At 68.7% G+C, this 21,894-nt stretch carries 19 protein-coding genes and 1 pseudogene; 14 read left to right on the top strand and 6 right to left on the bottom strand.

Features of this window, described 5'->3' with window-relative positions; genetic code table 11:
* Nucleotides 1-113 precede the first annotated feature (113 nt).
* The 3 genes and pseudogenes from NAM01S_RS30680 to NAM01S_RS30670 form a co-directional block, all read left to right on the top strand.
* Nucleotides 114-824, top strand: a complete 711-nt coding sequence (locus NAM01S_RS30680; RefSeq protein WP_067791979.1) for a DUF8020 domain-containing protein — start codon at nucleotides 114-116, stop codon at nucleotides 822-824.
* A 146-nt stretch (nucleotides 825-970) separates the two neighbouring features.
* Nucleotides 971-1,441: a DUF4383 domain-containing protein gene (locus tag NAM01S_RS30675; RefSeq protein WP_067791976.1), complete on the top strand. Its 471-nt coding sequence runs from the start codon at nucleotides 971-973 to the stop codon at nucleotides 1,439-1,441.
* A 17-nt stretch (nucleotides 1,442-1,458) separates the two neighbouring features.
* Nucleotides 1,459-1,914: pseudogene (locus NAM01S_RS30670) on the top strand (SRPBCC family protein); the annotation flags it as partial.
* Nucleotides 1,915-2,077: 163 nt separating this feature from the next.
* On the opposite strand, the gene NAM01S_RS30665 reads toward NAM01S_RS30670, so the two are convergent.
* From NAM01S_RS30665 to galK, 3 genes are all read right to left on the bottom strand, one after another.
* Entirely contained in the window at nucleotides 2,078-2,347 is a 270-nt protein-coding gene (locus NAM01S_RS30665; protein WP_067791971.1) for a hypothetical protein, read from the bottom strand.
* 12 nt (nucleotides 2,348-2,359) lie between these two features.
* Nucleotides 2,360-4,048: a sodium:solute symporter family protein gene (locus tag NAM01S_RS30660; protein ID WP_067792057.1), complete on the bottom strand. Its 1,689-nt coding sequence runs from the start codon at nucleotides 4,046-4,048 to the stop codon at nucleotides 2,360-2,362.
* Nucleotides 4,049-4,356: 308 nt separating this feature from the next.
* Nucleotides 4,357-5,466 (bottom strand): galactokinase, encoded by a 1,110-nt coding sequence (gene galK / locus NAM01S_RS30655; protein ID WP_084483440.1) that lies wholly within the window; start codon nucleotides 5,464-5,466, stop codon nucleotides 4,357-4,359.
* 172 nt (nucleotides 5,467-5,638) lie between these two features.
* On the opposite strand from galK, the gene NAM01S_RS30650 reads away from it, so the two are divergent.
* The 3 genes from NAM01S_RS30650 to NAM01S_RS30640 are packed head-to-tail and all read left to right on the top strand — an operon-like array spanning nucleotide 5,639 to nucleotide 8,351.
* The gene (locus NAM01S_RS30650) at nucleotides 5,639-6,223 is read left to right on the top strand and encodes a pyruvoyl-dependent arginine decarboxylase (protein ID WP_169810925.1); all 585 of its coding nucleotides are present in this window, start codon (nucleotides 5,639-5,641) and stop codon (nucleotides 6,221-6,223) included.
* A 5-nt stretch (nucleotides 6,224-6,228) separates the two neighbouring features.
* Nucleotides 6,229-6,798 (top strand): hypothetical protein, encoded by a 570-nt coding sequence (locus tag NAM01S_RS30645; protein WP_067791969.1) that lies wholly within the window; start codon nucleotides 6,229-6,231, stop codon nucleotides 6,796-6,798.
* Complete coding sequence (locus tag NAM01S_RS30640; protein ID WP_067791967.1) at nucleotides 6,798-8,351, top strand: GGDEF domain-containing protein; 1,554 nt, start codon at nucleotides 6,798-6,800, stop codon at nucleotides 8,349-8,351. Before NAM01S_RS30645 ends, NAM01S_RS30640 begins: the two co-directional genes overlap by 1 nt.
* Nucleotides 8,352-8,444: 93 nt before the next feature.
* Here the strand turns inward: NAM01S_RS30640 and NAM01S_RS30635 are convergent, their stop codons facing one another.
* Both NAM01S_RS30635 and NAM01S_RS30630 read right to left on the bottom strand, forming a co-directional pair.
* Nucleotides 8,445-9,170 (bottom strand): DUF6319 family protein, encoded by a 726-nt coding sequence (locus NAM01S_RS30635; RefSeq protein ID WP_253799480.1) that lies wholly within the window; start codon nucleotides 9,168-9,170, stop codon nucleotides 8,445-8,447.
* 240 nt (nucleotides 9,171-9,410) lie between these two features.
* On the bottom strand, nucleotides 9,411-10,049 hold the full coding sequence (locus tag NAM01S_RS30630; protein WP_067791961.1) for a TetR/AcrR family transcriptional regulator: 639 nt from the start codon (nucleotides 10,047-10,049) through the stop codon (nucleotides 9,411-9,413).
* Between the two features lie 180 nt (nucleotides 10,050-10,229).
* Here NAM01S_RS30630 and NAM01S_RS30625 point away from each other — a divergent pair, with 180 nt between their 5' ends.
* From NAM01S_RS30625 to NAM01S_RS30600, 6 genes are all read left to right on the top strand, one after another.
* Complete coding sequence (locus NAM01S_RS30625; protein WP_157107984.1) at nucleotides 10,230-11,597, top strand: flavin-containing monooxygenase; 1,368 nt, start codon at nucleotides 10,230-10,232, stop codon at nucleotides 11,595-11,597.
* A gap of 5 nt (nucleotides 11,598-11,602) precedes the next feature.
* The gene (locus tag NAM01S_RS30620) at nucleotides 11,603-12,754 is read left to right on the top strand and encodes a serine hydrolase domain-containing protein (protein ID WP_067791955.1); all 1,152 of its coding nucleotides are present in this window, start codon (nucleotides 11,603-11,605) and stop codon (nucleotides 12,752-12,754) included.
* On the top strand, nucleotides 12,751-13,791 hold the full coding sequence (locus NAM01S_RS30615) for an NAD(P)-dependent alcohol dehydrogenase (RefSeq protein WP_067791952.1): 1,041 nt from the start codon (nucleotides 12,751-12,753) through the stop codon (nucleotides 13,789-13,791). Before NAM01S_RS30620 ends, NAM01S_RS30615 begins: the two co-directional genes overlap by 4 nt.
* A gap of 29 nt (nucleotides 13,792-13,820) precedes the next feature.
* The gene (gene casG / locus NAM01S_RS30610) at nucleotides 13,821-15,497 is read left to right on the top strand and encodes a steroid-24-oyl-CoA synthetase (RefSeq protein ID WP_067792048.1); all 1,677 of its coding nucleotides are present in this window, start codon (nucleotides 13,821-13,823) and stop codon (nucleotides 15,495-15,497) included.
* An 88-nt stretch (nucleotides 15,498-15,585) separates the two neighbouring features.
* Entirely contained in the window at nucleotides 15,586-16,473 is an 888-nt protein-coding gene (locus NAM01S_RS30605) for an alpha/beta fold hydrolase (protein ID WP_067791949.1), read from the top strand.
* 134 nt (nucleotides 16,474-16,607) lie between these two features.
* Nucleotides 16,608-17,984, top strand: coding sequence for a DoxX family protein (locus NAM01S_RS30600; RefSeq protein ID WP_067791946.1), 1,377 nt, complete (start codon nucleotides 16,608-16,610; stop codon nucleotides 17,982-17,984).
* A 389-nt stretch (nucleotides 17,985-18,373) separates the two neighbouring features.
* Here NAM01S_RS30600 and NAM01S_RS30595 read toward each other — a convergent pair whose 3' ends face one another.
* Nucleotides 18,374-19,669 (bottom strand): cytochrome P450, encoded by a 1,296-nt coding sequence (locus NAM01S_RS30595; protein ID WP_067791943.1) that lies wholly within the window; start codon nucleotides 19,667-19,669, stop codon nucleotides 18,374-18,376.
* A 202-nt stretch (nucleotides 19,670-19,871) separates the two neighbouring features.
* Here NAM01S_RS30595 and ctaD point away from each other — a divergent pair, with 202 nt between their 5' ends.
* On the top strand, nucleotides 19,872-21,542 hold the full coding sequence (gene ctaD, locus NAM01S_RS30590; protein WP_253799481.1) for an aa3-type cytochrome oxidase subunit I: 1,671 nt from the start codon (nucleotides 19,872-19,874) through the stop codon (nucleotides 21,540-21,542).
* Between the two features lie 82 nt (nucleotides 21,543-21,624).
* Complete coding sequence (locus NAM01S_RS30585; protein WP_143861392.1) at nucleotides 21,625-21,831, top strand: hypothetical protein; 207 nt, start codon at nucleotides 21,625-21,627, stop codon at nucleotides 21,829-21,831.
* Nucleotides 21,832-21,894 lie beyond the last annotated feature (63 nt).

The following is a 21,894-nucleotide window of genomic DNA, read 5'->3' as shown; positions in this document are numbered from 1 at the left end:
GCCGCGCGGGACCGACCCCGGCGCGTTACCTCACGGCCTGCCCATTCGTCATAGGGACGGCCGTCGCCCTGTCGCGCCCGCGACAGCCCGGACAACAAGGAATTCACCGCACCATGAAGATCACCAAGTTCGCCTTCGCCGCCGCGTTCCTGACCAGCACGCTCGGTATCGCCGCAGGCACCGGCTCGGCCGCCCCGCTCGCCGACGCCCCCGCCGCGATCAACTTCACGGCGAACGCCACGGACACGTCCTCGATCGTCTCGATCGACGCGGGCTCGCTCGTCGTCGAGGACAACGCCTTGAAGATCAAGGCCGCCGACGGCACCGTCGTCGCGGGGACCCCGCTCACGCTGCGCATCGATGACTTCGAGTTCCCCATCGCCGCGGACATCGCCGACCGCACCGCGACGCTCACCCCGCAGCTGTCGATGGACAAAGCCGTCTACAAGCCCGTCGCCCTGCCCTTCGAGGACAAGGCGCCGTGGAAGAACGAGTACGACAGGGAAAAGGACGCCTGGTCCCGCATGACCAGCACCATCGGCATGGGCGCCAGCATCGGCACCCTGGTCGGCGGACTCGGTGGGGGCGCGGTCGGCTGCCTGCTCGGTGGCATCGTCGGCGCCACCGTCGCCTCGGCCACCATCATCGGCCTCTTCGGACCCTTCATCCCCGCCGCCGCCGTCGGCTGCCTCGGCGGCATCCTCGCCGTCGGCGCGCTCGGCACCCTCGCCGGGCAGATCCTCGTGACCGCACCGGTCGCCATCAGCGCGGCCATCCAGTACTTCACCACCATCAACGCACCGTTCACCCCGCCCGCGAAGTGAACCGGTAGAAGCACCCTCTCACCTGCGCGAACCCCGTTCGGCCCACGGCCGGGCGGGGTTCGCCGCGTCCGGGCCGCCGTTTGTCGGCCCATGGCCCGGGTATGCGACCGGTGTCCCAGTTGCCTGTACACAGAAAGGCATCTGCCATGGCAACGTTCGACGCCACCACGCGGACCAACCAGTGGTCCCCGGTGCGAATCGCCGCGTTCGCCGTCGGCGCGGTTTTCCTGCTCGTCGGCATTCTCGGCTTCATCCCGGGCGTCACGACCGATTACGACAGTCTCGACTGGGCTGGACACCACTCCCAAGCCATGCTGCTCGGGCTCTTCCAGGTGTCCATCCTGCACAACATCGTTCACCTCGTCTTCGGCGTTGCGGGCTTGCTCGCCTCCCGAGCGGCCGGCGCCGCGTCGGGCTTCCTGGTCGGCGGCGGGGCGATCTACCTGGTCCTGTGGCTGTACGGGTTGATCGTCGACGAGGCGAGCGACGCGAACTTCGTTCCGCTCAACACGGCCGACAACTGGCTGCACTTCGGGCTCGGGGCCGCCATGATCGCCCTCGGCGTCGCGCTGCCACACAGGACCACCGGACGCAGGCACACCGGCCTGCTGAACTGACGAGAGAAAGGAAGAATATGAGCACAATGGCCGCCACCGTGGACGTCGACGTACCCGTCCACACCGCCTACAACCAGTGGACGCAGTTCGAGACCTTCCCCCAGTTCATGGAGGGAGTCGAGGCCGTCCAGCAGATCGACGACCGGCACACCCACTGGCGCATCCACGTCGGACCCTCGACCCGCGAATTCGACGCGACCATCACCGAACAGCATCCCGACGAGCGCGTCGCGTGGAAGTCCGACAGCGGCCCTCGGCACGCGGGCGTGATCACCTTCCACCGGCTCGACGACACCCACACCCGGGTCACCGCGCAAATGGACGTGGACCCCGAGGGTTTCGTGGAGAACGTCGCCGACAAGCTCGGCGTGCTCGAGCACCGCGTCGACCGGGACATGAAGCGGTTCAAGGAGTTCATCGAGAGCCGAGGCAGCGAGACCGGCGCGTGGCGTGGCGACATCCCGCGGCCGGGCGCCGGTGACATGCCGCGTCAGGGGGCTGGCGACATGCCGCGCCAGGGAATGGGCGACATGCCGAGGCCGGGCGGCGAAATGCCGCGCCCGGGAGGCGAAATGCCGAGGCCGGGCGGCGACATCCCACGGCCGGGTGGCGATATTCCGCGGCCGGGAATCTGATTCACTCCGCGGTGTTCGGCTGATCGCCGGCGCGCGGCTGATCGTCGGGGTGCGGCGTCTCGGATTCGGCAGGCACGACCGGACGCAACAGCACCCAGACGAGAAAGACCAGCGCGACGGCGATCATGCCGACCCCGGCCCACACGTTGACGTTGATGCCGCCGGTCTTGGCCTCTTCGGCGCCGGTGTCGTGGACCAAGCCGGTGACCACCAGGATCACCCCGTAGCTGCCGAGCAGGGCTCCGACGATGGTGCGGATATCGAACAGCATTGACGTTCTTCCTTATCCGACGAGGATGTTCAGTGCGATGACGAGCACCAGCGCGATGCCCGCGAGCAGGACCGGTCGCTGGTACCAGGGCAGCGTGTCGGCTTCCGGGTCGGTGCGCATGGACTCGGGGGTCTCCGAGTAGACCAGTCCGACTAGTTCGGCGGCCGGTTTCGGCTGGGTCACCTGGCTGACGACGACGCTGACCACGATGTCGACCACGAACGCCGTGCCAGCCGCCACGAAACTCGCGCCCTGACCGGACAATTGGAAAACGCCCACCTCGTGCATGATGAAAATGGTGATGGCCGAGCCGGTTCCGGCGACCAGACCCATCCAGCCCGCGGTGGGCGTCATCTTCTTCCAGAACATGCCGAGAATGAACGTGGCGAACAGCGGCGCGTTGAAGAAGCTGAACAGCGTCTGCAAGTAGTCCATCATGTTGCTGAAATTGCCCGCGATGAACGCCGTGAAGATGGCCGCGACGGTGGCGCCGACGGTGGCGAGGCGACCGACGGTCAGGTAGTACCCGTCCGAGCGATCCTTGACCACGTACTGCTGCCACAGGTCGAAGCTGAAGACGGTGTTGAACGCCGAGACGTTGGCGGCCATGCCCGCCATGAACGCCGCGAGCAGGCCGGCGAGCCCGACGCCCAGAAGTCCGTTGGGCAGCACGTCTTTCATCAGATACAGCAGCGCCTGGTTGTAGGTGACGTCGCTCGAGTACTCCGGGTCGGCGGTCACCGCCTGCTTGTACTCGGCCATCTGCGGCACAAGCACCGCGCTGATCATGCCGGGGATGACGACGATCAGCGGAATGAACATCTTCGGGTACGCGCCGATGATGGGAGTGCGCCGCGCCGCGGAGATGGAGTGCGTCGCCATGGCGCGCTGCACCTCTACGAAATTGGTCGTCCAATAGCCGAAGGAGAGCACGAAACCCAGGCCGAACACGATGCCGAGCACCGAGAGGAAGTCGTTGGCGAATCCGCTGAGCGCGTTGCCCGCCCAGGATTCCAGCTGTTCCGCGCCGCCGGGTGACGCGGTCACCTTGTCCCGCAAGCCATCCCAGCCGCCGACCTTGTGCAGACCGACCAGGGTGAGCGGAAGCAGCGCCGCCACGATGACGAAGAACTGCAGCACCTCGTTGTAGATGGCGGCCGAGAGCCCGCCGAGGGTGATGTAGGACAGCACGATCACCGCCGCCACGATCACCGACACCCACAGCGGCCAGCCGAGCAGCACGTTGACGATGGAACCGAGCAGATAGAGATTCACACCGGCGATGAGGATCTGGGCTATCGCGAAGCTCAGCGCGTTCACCAAGTGGGCGCCGGTGCCGAACCGGCGGCGCATGAACTCCGGCACGCTGCGCACCTTGGAGCCGTAGTAGAACGGCATCATCACCACGCCGAGGAACAGCATGGCGGGTACAGCGCCGATCCAGAAGTAGTGGAAGGTCGGGAAGCCGTACTCGGCGCCGTTGGCCGACATGCCCATGATCTCGACCGCGCCGAGGTTGGCCGAGATGAACGCCAGGCCGGTGACCCACGCGGGCAGCGAACGACCGGACAGGAAGAAGTCGATGCTGGAGGACACCCGCTGCCTGGCCAACAGGCCGATGCCTAGCACGAACACGAAATACAGGGCTACCAGCGCATAGTCGACGGGATCCGCGTCCAGGCGAAGGGTGGTCGCGGCCAGCGTCGCGTTGGGAGGTTCGCCGGACAGCGCGGACCGGAGGAAAGGTGAATCGGCAAGCGGCACAGCGTCGTCCCTCCTGGCGCGCAACCGGCGACGAGGCGTACCTCCGCCTTGGCTCCGGCCGTGCGCGGGCTATGGACGGGCCTGATCCGGGCTCGTCCGTCGTGCGGTACTCACATCCACTGTGCGTGATTGTGCCGCACCCGCGTGGCACAATCACGCACAAATCCTGGACGGTTGCTCAGCGAGTCCGTCGGCCCGGGGACTTCACCGCGGCGAGCGTTGGTCAACGCGCGAGAACTCGGCGCTCAGAGCTCTCGGCGGGCTCCGGCGGCTGGAACCACGACGAACGTGCGCGGTGCGGGGAAGCCCGAGCGGGCGAAGCGATCACCGACCGCCGCGGCCACCGCCTCGGTGCGATCACGGTCGACCAGCGCGATGACGCTGCCACCGAAGCCGCCGCCGACCATCCGCGCGCCGTGCGCGCCCACGTCCAGCGCCGCCGTCACCGCCGTGTCGAGCGCGTCCGTCGAGACCTCGAAATCGTCGCGCAGCGAGGCGTGGCCCGCGCTCAGGTCCGGTCCGATCTCGCGCGGATCCGCCCCTCGGCGCAACTTGTCGGCAACCGCAAGCACGCGCGCGTTCTCGGTGATCACGTGGCGCGCCCGCCGCCGACCGATCGGATCGGTGATGCGCGCCAGGTCCGCGAGCTCCGCGTCGCGCAGCGCGGGCACACCGAGTTCGGCCGCGGCCGAGGCACACTCGGCGCGCCGCCGCGCGTAGCCGCCGTCGACCAGTTCGTGCGGCTGGCCGGTGTCGACGACCAAGAGCTCGAGGCCGAAAGCGGCGAGGTCGAACGGGATCTGTTCGTAGCCCGCGTCGGTGGTGCTGAACCGGCGCACGTCGAGGAACAGCGCGTGTCCCGCGGTGCACAGCATGGCCGCGGACTGGTCGAGCACCCCCGTCGGAGCGCCCGCGTAGTCGTTCTCGGCGGCCCTGGCGATATCGATGAGTTCACGGACGGCGACGGTGGGCGCGCACAGATCCCGCACCGCTACCGCCACCGAGCACGACAGCGCCGCCGAACTCGACAGTCCCGCGCCGATCGGCACCGCTCCGTCGAGTTCCAGCACGAGACCGGGAACGGCGTGCCCGCGCCGCACGAACTCGGCGACCACGCCCAGCGGATACCGCGCCCAACCCGACAGTCGATCCCGCGCTGCGACGAGCTCATCGATTCCGACCTGCACCGATTCGCCAGGGCGCTGCCGTGATTCGACGCGGACGAACCCGTCGGCCGTCGTCGCGGCCGCGCACCGCGTCACCATCGGTAACGCGATGGGCAACACGAAACCGTCGTTGTAGTCCGTGTGCTCGCCGATGATGTTCACCCGGCCCGGCGCCACCCATGTCCGCACTGCTGCCTCGCTCGATCGACTCGGAGCTGGTTCGTCGCGCCACACGTTACGAGACACGCCGCCCCAGCATCGCTTTCGGCCGGTGCGCGTGCGCGATTCGCGATCGTGCCGCACAGTCGAATTCGAAGCAATATCGGCCTGCAAATTAGGCCGAGAGTTTTGGGAGGGCACTATGATTCACACCACCCCACGCGGCGGCCTGCTCGGGCTGCAGTGGTTCGATCGACTACTTCCGCCCCTGGGCAGGCCGGAGCGTGACAACCGGCAGATCCCCGGGGCGCCACTGAGGATCGAGATCGGCGCGGCGACCGGGGTGGGCCCGACAGCGCTGTCGGCGTTCGACGCGGCCCTGCGCGAGTTGGGAGTGGGTGATGCGAACTTGATTCGCCTGTCGTCGGTGATCCCGCCGCGCGCCATGCTGGAGCGCACCGCCCGTGTCCGCAAGCCGATCCCCTGGGGCGATCGGCTCTACTGTGTCTACGCCGCGCAGCACGCCGACGAGCTGGGCAGTTCGGCCGCCGCGGGCATCGGCTGGGCGCTGCGCGACGACGGTTCCGGAGCGGGGCTCTTCGTCGAGCACGAGGGCGAGAGCGCGGCCGAGGTCGAAGTACTGATCCGCGCCAGCCTCGCCGACATGACCGCACACCGGCCCGAAACCTTCGGCCCCGTTCAGCTCTCGCTCGCCCAGACGCGCTGCGCGGGCGACCCGGCCTGCGCGGTCGTCCTGGCCGCCTACCACACGACTTCCTGGAGCTGACGGCGATGAGCGAGGTGCACGTCACCGTCGAGACCACGATTCCGGACGACCGGATCGAGATGTTCCACCGCCTCTACGAGGAGGCATTCGGCCCGCTGCGCACCAAGGCCATCGCCAGGCAGGTGCTGCACCGCGACGAATTCCACGAGGAGATGGTCGATCCGCGGGTGCACAAGCACGTCGCGCGCACCGCCTCCGGCGAGCCGATCGGACTGACCACGCTGACCAGGCATTTGGAGACGGTGCCGTGGATCAGCCCGGACTACTTCGCCGCGCGCTATCCCGAGCACGCGGCGCGCAACGCGATCTACTACGCGGGATTCACCCTTGTTGCGCCAAGTGCACGACAAGGGGCCGCCTTCCATGCCATGATCAAATCAGTTGTCCGGACACTGGTGGCCGAGCGCGCCGCGGTCGGCTGGGACATCTGCTCGTACAACAACACTCAGCTCTCGTTCGCCGACAGCATTCGCGCGGTGCTCGATGAGCAGACGAACGTCGAAGTCGCGGTGGAGGATTCACAGACGTACTACGCCGCACAGTTCACCGGGGACGGAGCGACCAAGGGGGGCTGATGACATCCAGCGAAGCGCAGGCGAGCGACCGCAGCTACTGTACCGGAAACCTCTGGTGCGTGGCGCTTCTCGGCGGCTGGACGGCACTGATCTCGGTGCCGCTGGTGTTCCACTCTCGCGCGCTGGCCCTGCTGACGATGCTGGCGGTGGTGGCGGGGGCCCTCACCATGATCGGGGCCGGGCTGCTTCGCCATCGCCCTGCGCAGCCGCTGCCGTGGTATCTGCTGTCGCTGTCGGCGGTGCTCTTCGCGCTCGGCACCATGCTGCGCGACTTCACCGACGACGCGATCAGCCCGTTCGACGACATCTGCACGCTGGCCGGGTACCTGGGCATCGGGGTGGCGGCCACGCTCTGGCTACGCCCAAGGCAGGTCCGCGGCAACTACGACCTGCTGCTCGATTCGGCGCTCATCGGTCTCGGCGCGCTGCTGGCCTCCTGGACCTTCCTCATCTCCCCCATCCTGCAATCGCGCGCGACCACCCTCACCACGGTGGTCGCGGCGTCGTATCCGATCCTCGACGCCCTGCTGCTGACCTTGGTCGCCCATTCGGTGGCCACGGCGACCCGCTCGGAGACGTCGTTGCGGCTGCTGCACCTGGCCATGGTCGCCGTGCTGGTCGGCGATCTCGGCTACAGCCTGGAAACCGCGGGCACCGCCTCCCTCGGCCACGAGGTCCTGCTGACGCCGCTGCTGATCGCCTACGCGACGGTCGGCATCGCCGCACTGCACCCGACCATGGCGAGCCTCGGGGCGCCGCGCCACATCCATCCGCACCATTCCAGGCAGCGCGCCAGTTTCATCGCGGTCGCGCTGATCGTGGCGTCGCTGGTGCCGGTGGTCGGTTCGAGTCTCGGCGCCGTCGACCGGGCGGTGGTGTCCTCGCTGTTCGCGCTGCTGCTGATCGGCGTGCTGGTGCGCAGCGAACGCGCGATCCAACGCAGCGCGCGCAGCGAGCGCCGGGCCCAGTACCAGGCCGATCACGACATGCTCACCGGCCTGCTGAACCGGTCGGCGCTGCTGCGCGCGCTCAACCGCAACAGCGCGCACTGGCGCGATCAGCCGCTGTGCCTGCTGTTCATCGACCTGGACGGCTTCAAGATGGTCAACGACAGCTACGGCCACGCCGTCGGCGACGAACTGATCGCCAACGCCGCCTCCAGGATCCGGCGGGTGGTGCGCCGCGACGACGCGGTCGCCCGGTACGGCGGCGACGAGTTCGTGGTGCTCGCTCCGCTCGGCAAGCAGGACGCGGCCGTGCTCGCCGAGCGACTACTCGGGGCCTTCGTCCGCCCCTTCGAACTGAGCGCGGGCGAAGTGCCCATCACCGCGAGCGTCGGCATCGCGTGCGACAGTCCACGCGACCCCGAGGCCACCGTCTACGACCTGATCCGGGACGCGGATTCGGCGATGTACCACGCCAAGGAGTACTCGCTCGGCTACGCCTTCCACGACGACCTGCGCCATCCGCACCTGCCTGCGGGCCGCCCCATCGCCGCGCCCGACACCCCATCCCGGACCTGGCGCTCGAACGCCGAGAGCACCGCGGTCTGAGCGCGACCACGGACCACCCGACACTGCCGTATCCCGGCGCGCCGAACGACCCGGGGCCGCCGTCCTAGCAGGCAGCTCCGAAAGAGCCGGGACTCAGTCCGTCAGTTCATCTAACAGTCGCTTGGCCTCTTCGAGCTCGGCCTGCAACTGCTCGACCTTCGCCAGCTGCGCGCCCCGTGCCGCTTCCAGGACCCCGGCGACCACCTCGGCCACTTCCGGGTGCAGGATCTTGGCCGCCTGCGCGACCGCGGAACTGTTCACCGGCAGCCCGCGCACCGAGCGCTTCTTACCGTTGACCACCTCGACCGTCCATTCGCCGTCGGCCGTGCCGGACAGCGTCACCGTGACCTCCGCGGCCTTCGCCTTGCGCGCCGCCGCTGCCTTGGCCGGCTTCGGCGCGGTCGCGGGCTTCGACGCCCCTGCGGCGGAGCCGCTCGATTCCGCCACCGGCGCAACGGGTTTCGGCGCGGGGGGAACCGGAGCGAGGCTGGCGGTCGGCGCCGATGCGCTCGTCGTGGTCGACGGCTGGGTCACGGTCGAGTCCTTCCTTGTAGTCGACTTCGGCTGGCTGGGTGGTGCGGCCGCCGCCCGGTCGCGCGACGGCTTGGTCAACGTCACTTCGGTCGGAGAAAAGGACAGTACATCCTTCGAACCGGTCGGCCGCACCTGCAGGAAATCACCGTCGGACGGATCGCCGAGCGCGATCACCTTGCCCGAACGCCCCTCTGGCACACCGACGGCGGCGGCGGTGAACCAGACCATCGGCGGCCGGCCGCCCGCGATCTCCGCGGCGATCTGCTCGATCTCGGTGTCGGACAACGGCTTGGGTTTGGTTCTTGGCGACGGCATGGGGCACTCCGAGCGGTCTTCGTGGATGTCTGCGTGCACAGATGATGCCGCACGCCACCGACAGATTCGCACCGCGTCGGGAATTCGCACCGCCTCACCCCGGCCCACCCGCGACAGCAAACACGGGGCTACATATAGCGACCCAATCGGCGCTGCCGGATGCAGTCCGTCCCCAGACCCCGCACGGCCGGAGCGAATGCGGAGGTACGCCTACTTCGCACCACTCGGCCCCGCGGGCGGTTGCAGTGCGGGAAACCAGATGTCGGTGAGCACTTCGGCGGCTTGCTCGGCGCCGACATCGATGGTGCCCTGCATCGCCCACCGGGTGAAGAACCGTTCCAGTTGCGCCACAAGCAGTTCCACGCGCAGCCGCGCCTCGTCCACGCGATCGGCGGGCCAGCGGGACAGGTACGAGGGCATCGCGTTGGGCAATGCCGCGATGCCCTGCCTGGCGATCGCGCGGAACTCGGGTTCCAGCGTGGTCGCCTCGTCCCAGGCGGGCAGCAGGTCCTTGTATTCGTGGAACCAGTCGATGGCCCTGGACATCCAGCCGACGAACGCCTCGCGGGTGCCGACGTCGAGCACCCGGTCCAGGTCCTCGTAGAAGTGCAGCGCGGTGGGTGCGGTGGATTGCGCGGCGACCGCGCGCAGGATGTCCAGCTTTCCGGTGAAGTGCAGGTAGAAGGTGGCGCGACTGCACCCGACCTCGGCGGCGATCTCGTCGACCCGCACCGCGGCGTAGCCGTTCGCGCCGAACAGCGTCTTGGCGGCCTCCAGCAGTTTGGCCCTGGTCTGCAGCTTCTGTTCGTCGCGCAGGCTGAGCCCGGCTTGCTTCGGCTTGGTCGGCATGGTGAACGGTAACTCCGTCTCGTCGGCGCTTCCAATAGACAGCTTGCCACTCACTAGACAGTAAGTCTAGCGAGTGTTAATTTGTTGCCTACGTCACTTCGGCGACGGACGGCGCGAGCGGTGGTCGCCCACCGCTCGCGGCCCGCTCGACGCAGGCAGCTCCAGACGAGGACATCGACTTTGACTTCTCAGCAACTCCCCCGGGTATGCGTCATCGGCGCGGGGCCATCGGGCATCACCGCCGCCAAACGCCTCCAGGACCACGGCATTCCGTTCGATTGCTTCGAGGCGGGTGACGAGGTCGGCGGCAATTGGTATTTCAAGAACCCCAACGGCATGTCGGCCTGCTACCAGAGCCTGCACATCGATACGTCCAAGTGGCGCTTGGCCTTCGAGGACTATCCGGTGCCGGAGTCGTGGCCGGACTTCCCGCACCACTCGCAGCTGTTCGAGTACTTCAAGAACTACGTCGACCACTTCGGCCTGCGCGACAAGATCCTGTTCGACACCAAGGTCACCGCGGCCGAACGGCAGCCCGACGGGCTCTGGCTGGTGACCGCCTCCGACGGGCGCACCCGCGCCTACGACGCGCTGATCGTGTGCAACGGCCACCACTGGGATCCCAGAATGCCGGATTACCCGGGCGAATTCGACGGTGTGCTCATGCACAGCCATGCCTACAACGACCCGTTCGACCCGGTCGACATGCGCGGCAAGCGGGTTGTCGTGGTTGGCATGGGCAACTCCGGGCTCGACATCGCCTCGGAGCTGTCCCAGCGCTTCCTCGCCGCGCGGCTGACGGTCTCGGCCCGGCGCGGAGTGTGGGTGCTGCCGAAATACGTGCACGGCGAAGTCGGCGACAAACGCCGTGTGCCGCCGTGGATGCCGCGGAAGCTCGCGCTGAAGTTGAAGCAGCGCTTCGTCCGTAAGTTCCGCGGCGACATGGAGTTCTACGGTCTGCCCGCGCCGGATCACAAGCCGTTCGAGGCGCACCCCTCGGCGAGCGAGGAGTTCCTGCACCGCGCCGGCTGCGGCGACATCGCGTTCAAGCCCGCCATCACCGCGCTGGAGGGGCCGCGGGTGCGCTTCGCCGATGGCAGCGTGGAAGAGGTGGACGTGATCGTTTGCGCGACGGGCTATCACATCAGCTTCCCGTTCTTCAGCGATCCGGAGTTGTTGCCGGACAGCGATAATCGGCTCCCGCTGTTCAAGCAGATGATGAAGCCGGGCGTCGACAACCTCTTCTACCTCGGACTCGCCCAGCCGCTGCCCACGCTGGTCAACTTCGCCGAGCAGCAGAGCAAGCTGGTCGCCGCGTATCTGACCGGACGCTATCTTCCGCCCGACCCGGAGGGGATGCGCGAGGACATCCGCGCCGCCGAAAACGCCCGCGCGGGCCGCTATTACAACTCACCGCGCCACACGATCCAGGTCGAATTCGAGCCGTACATGCGCGATATGCAGCGGGAGATGGCCAGGGGCGCCAAGCGCGCCGCCGCGGCAGGCTACGCGCTGCCGGTGCCCGCCCGAGCGCTGGACCGGGTGTGAGAGCCATGAGTGACACCTCGGGATACTGCGCGGATCGCTTCGAAGGCGTCCGGAGCGAGCTTGCGCGCCAACTGGATTCCGGCGCCGAACTCGGCGCGTCGATCTGCGTCACCGTCGACGGCGAGCCGGTGGTCGACATCTGGGGCGGGCACCTGGACGAGGACCGCACCGTGCCGTGGCGGACCGACACCCTGGTGAACGTCTTCTCGATCAGCAAGACCATGACGGCGCTGTGCGCGCTGCTGCTCGTCGATCGCGGCGAGCTCGACGTGCACCAGAAGGTCGCACACTACTGGCCGGAGTTCGCCGCGAACGGCAAGGGCGACATCGAGATTCGGCACGTACTCGCGCACACCTCCGGCGTCTCGGGGTGGCAGCCGCCGATCGACCTGGCGGACATCTACGACACCGAAGCGGCCGCGGCGCGCTTGGCCGCCCAGCCGCCGTGGTGGGAGCCGGGCAGCGCATCGGGGTATCACGCGCTCAACTACGGCCACCTGGTCGGCGAGGTGATTCGCCGCGTCACCGGACGCAGCCTCGGCCGCTTCTTCGCCGAGGAACTCGCCGAGCCGCTCGGCGCCGACTTCCACATCGGCACCGGCCCCCAGCACCGCGACCGCATCGCCCCGCTGATCCCGCCGCCCGCACTGCAATTCGACATGTCGACGCTGGACCAGGACAGCATCCTGGTCAAGACGCTCACGAATCCGCTGCTGGATATCGCCGAGACCGCGACCCCCGGGTGGCAGGAGGCCGAGATCGGCGCGGTCAACGGCCACGGCAACGCGCGCTCGGTGGCGCGGGCGCAGTCGGTGGTGTCCTGCGGCGGCGCGCTGGACGGACGGAAACTGTTGTCGGACAAGACCATCGACCTGATCTTCGAGCAGCAATCGGACGGCGTCGACCAGGCGCTGCTCGTTCCGCTGCGCTTCGGCATCGGCTACGGCCTGCCACACCCGCAGACCGCGCCCGCCGTGCCCGAGGGCCGCGTCTGCTGGTGGGCCGGGTACGGCGGAGCGATCGTGGTCAACGATTTGGACCACCGCCTGACCTTCGCCTACACCATGAACAAGATGGAGCCGGGCATCATGGGCTCGGCCCGCGCCGACGCCTACCTGCGTGCGACCTACGCGGCGGTGCGGGAGGGGGCGGCATGAGAGCGCTCCAGCTGACCGGTCCCGGCACGCTGGAGTTGCGCGAGGTGCCGGTGCCCACGATCGGACCCGAAGATCTGCTGCTGCGGGTCGGCGCGGCGGGCATCTGCCATTCGGACCTGCACGTGCTGAAGATACCGTTCCGCCTGCGCGACGACCCGCTCACGCTCGGCCACGAGATCGCGGGCACCGTCGCGGAAGTCGGCGAACGGGTGACCGGCCTGGCGATCGGCGATCGCGGCATCGTCTACCTGTGCTGGTCGTGCGGCGTGTGCCGGGAGTGCGTGCGCGGCAACGAGAACGTGTGCCTGGCCGCAGGTCGGGCAGCCATGCCGCCGTGTCCCGGACTCGGTCCCGACGGCGGCATGGCGGAGTACATCCGTATTCCCGCAACGGCTTTCGTGCCGATCGGTGATCTGGACTTCGCCCAGGCGGCGCCGCTCGCCGACGCGGGGCTGACCAGCTATCACGCGATCGACGGCGCGCGCGACCAGTTGCGGCCCGGCGCGACGGCCGTGGTCATCGGCGTCGGCGGCCTCGGGCACGTCGCGGTGCAGATCCTCGCCGCCACCACCGCCGCCAGGGTGATCGCGGTGGACGTGCACGAGGACAAGCTCGCGCTGGCGAGCGCGCACGGCGCCGAGGAAGGACTGCTCGTCGACGCAGGAACCGCCGCGGCCATCCTCGACCGGACCGGCGGGCGCGGCGCCGAGGCGGTGTTCGATTTCGTCGGCGTGGACCAGACCGCGCGCCTCGCGGTCGAATGCGTGGCGCCCAACGGCGCGTACCGGATGATCGGGCTCGGCGCGGGCGCGCCGGAACTCACCGCGGCGCCCGCGGGCGGCCCCGGCTGGCCGTGGGGTGCGACGGTACGAAAGTCCTACGGCGGCACCAAATCCGACCTGATCGAGTCCGTCGCGCTTGCTCGATCGGGCAGACTCCGGGTCGAGGTCGAGGTCTTCGCGCTGGACGACGGCCCCGAAGCGCTCGACCGCCTGGCAAACGGGCGAATCCGCGGACGGGCGGTACTGATCCCGTGAACCCGCGCACGAACGACGAGGAACATCGAATGACGAAATCCATGGATCCCCAGGCGCTGGCCGCGATCGTCATCGGGCGGCTCACCGGGCCGGGCGGCCCCTTCGAGACGACGGTCGAGGACGTGCTCGGCGCGCCGCTTCCGGTGCTGAAGAACCGCGGGCGCGCGCTGCGCGAGGTACTCGCCGCCTCGGCCGCGCTCGGCGACCGCGAATACCTGGTGACCGAGGACCGGCGGCTGTCCTACGCCGAGCACGCGGCCGAAGTCGGCGCGCTGGCCAGGGCGCTGCGGGACCGCTACGGCGTCGGCAAGGGCGACCGCGTCGGCATCCTCGCGGCGAACACTCCCGAGTGGGTGGTGGCGTTCTGGGCCGCGCAGTGCCTCGGCGCGATCGCGGTCGGCTACAACGCGTGGTGGACGCCGCGCGAGATCGCCTACGGCCTCGGACACACCGAACCCGCGGTGCTGATCGTGGACGCCAAGCGCGCCGAGCGGGTCGCCGAGCTCGGCGTCGCCGTGCCGGTGCTCACCATGGAGCGCGACGTCCCTGCGCTGGTCGCCGAGTTCGCGGCGGGCGAGTTGCCCGACGCCGCCGTCGTCGAAGACGATCCGGCCGTCATCCTCTACACCAGCGGCACAAGCGGACGACCAAAGGGCGCGGTGCACTCGCACCGAAACCTGTTGGCGGTCATCGACTATCACCGCTTCAACGACGCGCTGGCCGCGGCCTTCGCGGGCGGGGCGGACGACGGTAGCCCCAAGGGCAGGCGTTTCCTGCTGACCTCCCCGCTGTTCCACATCGCCAGCCTGCACAACCTGGTGCTGCCGCGGATGGTCACCGGCGACACGGCCGTCATCTACCAGGGCGCGTTCGACGCCGACCGGGTGCTTCGGCTGATCGAACGGGAACGGATCAGCAACTGGGGCGCGATGCCGACCATGGCCACCCGGCTGCTCGAGGTCGACCTCGACGCCTACGACGTGTCTTCGCTGGCCGCCTTCTCGCTCAACTCCGCGCCTTCCTCGGCGGCACTGCAAGAGCGGCTGCGGCAGCGGCTGCCCGTCGCGCGGAATGCGCTGGTGACCAGCTACGGGATGACCGAATGCTCGACGGCCGCCACCATCGCCGCCCCCGCCGAACTCGCCGCGCACCCGGACACGGTCGGCCGTCCGGTGATCGGCGTGAGCCTGGAGATTCGCGACCCGCTCGGCGAGCCGGTCGGCGAGGGCGTGGAGGGCGAGATCTGGGTGCGCAGCCCGTACGTGATGCTCGGCTACTGGAACGATCCCGAAGCCACGGCGGCCGCGATTACCCCGGATCGCTGGTTGCGCACCGGCGACATCGGAATCCTCGAAGAGGGCAGGCTGCGGCTGTCGGGCAGACGGTCGGATCTCATCCTGCGTGGCGGGGAGAACGTCTACCCGACCGAGGTCGAGCAGTGTCTCGACGAACACCCCGACGTCGAGGAGAGCGCCGTGGTCGGCGTGCCGGACGCCGATCTGGGTCAGCAGGTGGCCGCCCTCGTGGTGGTGCGTGAGGGCGCGACGGTCAGCGAAGCGGACCTGCGCGAGTTCGCCGGGGAGCGGCTGGCCTACTACAAGGTGCCCGCCCGCTGGCGTCTCACCACCACCCCACTCAGCCGCAACGCGACCGGCAAGGTGGTTCGCGCGGGCATTGCGGAGGCCATCACAGACGTGAGCGGGTGACGCGGGGTCTCGACCTGCCACCATAACGGGGTCTACCTTGGGAATCAGGTGTGCACGTCGCATGCCTGACCACTCGCAAGGAGGCGACGTGGCGAGTTTCGCGCACCAGGGCCGGACCGTAGTCTTCGACCGTATCGGCAGTGGGCCGCCGATCGTGTTGCTGCACAACGCGGGAACGCAGCGACATATCTGGGACGATCAGGTGGCGGTGCTCAAGCGCGACCACGAGGTCTTCGCACTCGACCTGCCGGGCTACGGCGAATCCGATCAACCGGCCAACGGCTACCGGCTCGAAGAGTATGTGCGGATGCTCGGCGCCTTCCTCGACGCGCACGACCTGTCCGACGTCGTGCTCATCGGCAACTGCCTCGGCAGCGCCACCTCGCTCGGCTACGCCATGGCGCATCCGTCGAACGTGCGCGCGCTGGTGCTGGTCAGCCCGCTCACCCGGAACACCGTGCGCAAGGGCGAGTCCGCGGGCCTTGCCTGGGTGGACGCCAAGCTGCCGCTGGCGCCCATCGCCAAGCGGCTCGCCCTGCCCGACCGGGTGATCTCGCTGATCATCGCCAACCAGCTCGGCGCGCGGGGGCGCCGCCTCGGCATGCAGCATTCGCGGCGGCTCAAGGCGCACTGGGGCGATCGCGGCCGGTTGCAGGCGCTGCACGGGCTGGTGCAGGACTTTCCGAGCTTCCGCGTCCTCGACGAGTTCACCCCCGGCCCGGCCTTCCCGACGATCTGCACGATCTGGGGCAAGCAGAACCACATCCTCTCCGCCTCGGCGGGCGCCGTCCTCGACCGCACCCTGCGCCCGCACACCAGCGTGGTGCTCCCCGACTGCGGCCACCTCCCGATGGTGGAGGACCCGGCGACGGTGACGGCCACGATCACCGAGTTCCTCGCCGCTCCCGAGATCCGCCCGCACGGCGGCCGCCGACCGCACGCGCCGCGCGCCGACTCGCTGCCGCGCAGTTCCTGACGGAGGTTCGGACGCGGCTGACGAGCACTTTTCGCCCGGGCGGGATGGCGCTCGGGCGTATGCTGATCTTGGTGTTTGGCGATCTATGCCACGGGAACCCGGTCGATAAGCCATCGAGGAAAGGGTTGACGTTCATGTTGCTGCGCCGACTAGCCCGACCACTGCTGGCGACCGCCTTCGTCGCCGATGGGGTCGACACGCTGATTCATCCCGAACCGCGCGCGAAGACCGCCGCGACGCTGGTCGAGCGCGGTGAGCGTTCGCTGCCGGACAACGTCGCCGCGAAGCTGCCCGCCGACCCGGCCACGGTGGTGCGGATCAACGCCATCGCGCAGGTCTCGGGCGGCGTGCTGCTCGCACTTGGCAAGGCGCCACGCCTCGCCTCGCTCGTACTCGCGGCCACGGTGGTGCCCGCCACCATCACCGAACAGGACTTCTGGGCCGAACAGGACCCGGACCGGAAGGCGGCCAAACGCAACGCCTTCCTCAAGGACATCAGCCTGCTCGGCGGACTGCTGATCGCCAGCGCCGACACCGAGGGCAAACCGTCCCTCGGCTGGCGCGGCAAGCGCGCGGCACGCAACGCGGCGGCCACGGTCTCGGCGGCGCTGCCGTTCGGCGCGGCCGCCGACAATGCGAACGGTGAGGCACTGCGCCAGCAGGCGCACGTCGTCGCGGAGCGCGCGAAGGTGCTGGGCGGCACCGCCGCTACCAAGAGCTCCGAGCTCGCCGAGATCGTGCAGACCCACGGACCCGACTGGGCCGCCGCGGCCAAGCAACGCGGCGCGGCGATCGCCGCGGTGGCGAAGGAGCGCGGCGCGGAACTGGCCGCCGCCGCCCGCGAGCACGGCGCCGAATTCGCCGATGCCGCAAGGACTCACGGTTCGGAGTGGGCGGAGATCGCGAAGGAACGCGGCGACGAGTTCGGCGATGTGGCGAAGGCGCGCGGTGGGGTGTGGGCTGGTATCGCCAAGGGGCGCGGAGCGGAGTTGGGTGAGGTCGCCCGGGCGCGTGGAGCGGAGTTGGGTGAGGTCGCCAAGGTGCGCGGCTCCGAGCTCGGTGACGTCGCCAAACAGCGCGGCGCCGAATGGGGCGAGGTCGCGCGGCTGCGGGGAGCCGAACTCGGTGAAGTCGCGAAGCACCGCGGAGCCGAGTTGAGCGAAGTCGCCAAGCACCGCGGAGCCGAACTGGGCGAAGTCGCCAAGCTGCGCGGAGCCGAACTGGGCCAGACCGCGAGGCAGCGCCGTGCCGAGCTGAAGAAGGCAGCGAAGCAGCGCCGCGCCGAACTGAAGAAGGCGGCCAAGGGCGGGTCCGGGTTCGGCGAGACCGCCAAGCACCGGCGCGCCGAACTGAGCGAGGCCGCGCGGCACCGTCGCGCGGAGCTGCGCGAGGCAGCCCGGCACAAGGGTGCGGAGCTGGGTGAGACCGCGCGGCACCGCGGAGCCGAATTCACCGAGGCGGCAAGGCATCAGGGTGCGGACTGGGCTGGGAAGGCGCGCAAGCTCAGGTAGTCGCGATCGAAGTTCAGGGCGGTCGCCGGTATCCCCACCGGCGACCGCCCTGCGCTGTCTTCGCGTTGATCGGCCAGCCGCCGAGCACCGCCCGCCGTGCTACCCCGTTCGCGACCAACCGCGGCGCTCGCTCAGCGGCCCGCATACGCGGCAGAGCCGCGCCCGCCAACAGAGAAGTTCGCGGCTGTCTACTGGCCGCTCAGCCGCTGATCAGGGCTTCCTTGATCGCTCAGGGGGCGCCCAAGGCGCTCTTGGTCTGCTGGCAACCACGTTTGCCTGGCCCCCATCCGGTGCGACTGGCGGAGATGCCCTCCGAACTCGACCGTTTGGCCGCCCAGCGCTTGCCTGACGCTCAGGCAGCGACCCGGCCGGAAATGAAGGTCGAGCGATCAGCCGACCACCACGCGCCGCTCCACGCCGGTCGACACCGGAATGTGCTCGTACCCACGCAGATTCACCAGTCCGCGCCGCGTCGCCGGTCCGGTGTGCCGCAGGTCGGGGAAGCGGTCGTAGAGCGCCCGGAGCGCGATCGCCCCTTCCATCCTGGCCAGGCTCGCGCCGAGACAAGCGTGCACGCCGCTGCCGAAGGCCAAGTGGTCCTTGGCGTTGGATCGGGTGATGTCGAAGGTGTCGGGATCGAGGAACACGGCGGGATCGCGGTTCGCCGAGCCGAGCAGGAGCGCGATCGTCTCGCCCGCCCGTATCCGCTCGCCCGCTATCTCCGTGTCGCGCAACGCCGTTCGGGCGGTCATCTGCACGGGGCTGTCGTAGCGCAGCATCTCCTCGATCGCGCCGGGCCAGCGGGCCGGTTCGGCGCGCAGCAGATCCAGTTGGTCGGGGTGGTCGCGCAGCAGCATCGCGCCGTTGCCGAGCAGGTTGACGGTCGTCTCGAATCCCGCGCCCGCGACCAGGGTCGCGGTGGCGAGCAGTTCGCGGTCGGTGAGTTGGCCGCCGGTGGCGAGGTCGCTGAGGATGTTGTCGCCCGGTGCGCGGCGCAGGTGCTCGATGTGGCCGATCAGGTAGTCCTGGCTGGCGCGCAGCGCGGCGACGGCCGCGCGGAACTGGCGCCACGAGACGGTGATGTCAAGCAGCGGTGAGCCCGCGTTCCCGAATTCGAGCATGTCGTCGCGTTTCTCGGCGGGGATGCCGAGGATCTCGCTGATGATCGCGATCGGCAACAGCAGCGCGAAATCGCCGATGAGATCGGCGTTTTCGCGTGCCGCTAGGCCATCGAGCAGTTCCTCGGTCACCTCGCCGACCCGGTCGCGCAGCCGGGCCACCGCGCGCGGGGTGAAGGCGCCTGCCACCAGCTTGCGGTAGCGGGTGTGCTCCGGCGGATCGACCATGAGCATGGACGGCGGCTCCACCGGACTGGCCAGCCGCAGATCCGTGGCGCGGATCAGCCGCCGAAACGGCTCGGGCAGGTCTATCGCGTCCGGCGGGGTCACGCCGAAGTTCTTGTCGCGCAGAATATTCCGGCAGACCTCGTGGTCGGCCGATGCGAGCAGGAACGGCGTCCGAACCAGCCTGCCCTCGGCCCTGATCCGCGCGCCGAACGGATACGGATTCTCGCGCGCGTGCGGATCGGTCAGCAGTTGCGCCAGCGGCTCGCCGCGCCGCGCCCGCATCCGGAGAAACACCGTTGGCACGCCGCTGATCGCCGCCCACCGAATCCAGCTTTTCATCTCGGCCCCCACGTCTCTGTCGGAATATCCTCACGCTACGGCCGCGCTACGGCGCGCACATCCGCCCCCGGTCGCAAATGCGCCTCCTACCCGGGTAGGTCGCACACGCGGGTGCGGATGTCCGAATTCGGCATGTCGCCCGGCGCGGCGGCGCATAATCCGGTCCACAGGCCCGCCGGCGTTCTCGGAAGGTGGCGCGATCGTGAGCACGACCCAACTGCAGGCCGTCCGTCCTTATCCACGTCGGTTGGGGCCCAAGGGTTCCTATCTGTGGAAGATGATCACCACCACCGATCCGAAGGTGCTCGGGGTCATGTATCTGACCACCGCGATGACGTTCTTCTTCATCGGCGGTCTGATCGCGCTGCTGATGCGCGCCGAGCTGGCCAGGCCCGGCATGCAGTTCCTCTCGCCGGAGCAGTTCAATCAGCTGTTCACCATGCACGGCACGATCATGCTGCTGTTCTACGCCACGCCGGTCGTGTTCGGCTTCGCGAACGCGGTGTTGCCCTTGCAGATCGGCGCGCCCGACGTGGCGTTTCCCAGGCTCAACGCGTTCAGCTACTGGCTCTACCTGTTCGGCGCGACGATCGCGACGGCCGGTTTCCTCACCCCGGGCGGTCCCGCCGACTTCGGCTGGACCGGCTACACGCCGCTGAGCCTGTTCGAGCACTCACCCGGCGTGGGTGCGGATCTGTGGATCATGGGTCTGGTCGTCTCGGGTCTCGGCACCATTCTCGGGGCGGTCAACATGATCACCACCGTGGTCTGCCTGCGCTGCCCCGGCATGACGATGTTCCGCATGCCGATCTTCACCTGGAACATCCTCGTCACCAGTGTGCTTGTGCTGCTGGCTTTTCCGATTTTGACCGCGGCGCTGATGGGGCTCGCGGTGGACCGGCACCTCGGCGGGCACGTCTTCGATCCGGCCACCGGCGGAAACCTGTTGTGGCAGCACCTGTTCTGGTACTTCGGGCACCCCGAGGTGTACATCGTGGCGCTGCCGTTCTTCGGGATCGTCACCGAGATCTTCCCGGTGTTCAGCCGCAAACCGATCTTCGGTTATGCCGCGCTGGTCTACGCGACGCTCGCGATCGGCGTGCTCTCCGTCGCGGTGTGGGCACACCACATGTACGCGACGGGAGCCGTTCTGCTGCCGTTCTTTTCGCTGATGACGTTCCTGATCGCGGTGCCGACGGGCGTCAAGTTCTTCAACTGGATCGGCACGATGTGGCGTGGGCAGCTGACCTTCGAATCGCCGATGCTGTTCTCGGTCGGCTTCCTGGTGACGTTCCTCTTCGGCGGGCTCTCGGGTGTGGTCCTGGCCAGCCCGCCGCTCGACTTCCACGTCACGGACACCTATTTCGTGGTGGCGCACTTCCACTACGTGCTGTTCGGCACCATCGTGTTCGCCACCTTCGCGGGCATCTACTTCTGGTTCCCGAAGATGACCGGCAGGCTGCTGGACGAGCGCCTCGCGCGGTTGCATTTCTGGACTACATTGATCGGCTTCCACCTGACCTTCCTCGTCCAGCACTGGCTCGGCGCCGAAGGCATGCCGCGCCGCTACGCCGACTACCTGCCCGGCGACGGTTTCACCACCCTGAACACCGTCTCGACAATCGGCGCTTTCCTGCTTGGCGCCTCGATGCTGCCGTTCATCTGGAACGTCTTCAAGAGCTACCGCTACGGGGAGCCGGTGACGGTGGACGACCCTTGGGGATACGGCAATTCGCTGGAATGGGCGACGCCGTGCCCGCCGCCGCGGCACAACTTCTTCGAGCTCCCACGCATTCGCTCCGAGCGCCCGGCTTTCGAGCTGCACTATCCGCACATGGTGGCGCGGATGGAAGCGGAGGCGGGTCGGCACTGACGATTCGCACTGGCGTGACGTATTCGTACTGGCGTGACGGGGCAATTTGTGCGACGGTGACGCCAATTCCAGTCGTCAGATTGTGAGCGCCCCCGTGGATCTCGACCATCTCGACCAGCACCCCGCCGATCCCGACCTCCCGTTGATCGGCGAACTCAGCGACCCGCGGCTGAGTCGACTCGTTCGCACGAGCATCGGCCTTTCGGCCGAGTCGATCGACCTGTTGACCAGCCTCGCCGAACGACTACGCGCGGCCGAACGGGCACTACCCGACCCGGCCTATTTCTGAGCCACGCCGAAGCTGCCACATATCCCGTGCACGCCTCGCATAGGCGGTGCCTATGTGAGGCGT

Source organism: Nocardia amikacinitolerans NBRC 108937 (assembly GCF_001612615.1).
Lineage (GTDB): Bacteria > Actinomycetota > Actinomycetes > Mycobacteriales > Mycobacteriaceae > Nocardia > Nocardia amikacinitolerans.
This window is presented reverse-complemented; position numbering and strand designations above follow the sequence as displayed.

Coding starts and splice junctions, on each gene's coding strand:
- NAM01S_RS30680 (WP_067791979.1), top strand. CDS start 114: ATGAAGATCACCAAGTTCGCCTTCGCCGCCGCGTTCCTGACCAGCACG.
- NAM01S_RS30675 (WP_067791976.1), top strand. CDS start 971: ATGGCAACGTTCGACGCCACCACGCGGACCAACCAGTGGTCCCCGGTG.
- NAM01S_RS30665 (WP_067791971.1), bottom strand. CDS start 2,347: ATGCTGTTCGATATCCGCACCATCGTCGGAGCCCTGCTCGGCAGCTAC.
- NAM01S_RS30650 (WP_169810925.1), top strand. CDS start 5,639: ATGATTCACACCACCCCACGCGGCGGCCTGCTCGGGCTGCAGTGGTTC.
- NAM01S_RS30645 (WP_067791969.1), top strand. CDS start 6,229: ATGAGCGAGGTGCACGTCACCGTCGAGACCACGATTCCGGACGACCGG.
- NAM01S_RS30640 (WP_067791967.1), top strand. CDS start 6,798: ATGACATCCAGCGAAGCGCAGGCGAGCGACCGCAGCTACTGTACCGGA.
- NAM01S_RS30630 (WP_067791961.1), bottom strand. CDS start 10,049: ATGCCGACCAAGCCGAAGCAAGCCGGGCTCAGCCTGCGCGACGAACAG.
- NAM01S_RS30620 (WP_067791955.1), top strand. CDS start 11,603: ATGAGTGACACCTCGGGATACTGCGCGGATCGCTTCGAAGGCGTCCGG.
- NAM01S_RS30615 (WP_067791952.1), top strand. CDS start 12,751: ATGAGAGCGCTCCAGCTGACCGGTCCCGGCACGCTGGAGTTGCGCGAG.
- casG (WP_067792048.1), top strand. CDS start 13,821: ATGACGAAATCCATGGATCCCCAGGCGCTGGCCGCGATCGTCATCGGG.
- NAM01S_RS30600 (WP_067791946.1), top strand. CDS start 16,608: ATGTTGCTGCGCCGACTAGCCCGACCACTGCTGGCGACCGCCTTCGTC.
- NAM01S_RS30595 (WP_067791943.1), bottom strand. CDS start 19,669: ATGAAAAGCTGGATTCGGTGGGCGGCGATCAGCGGCGTGCCAACGGTG.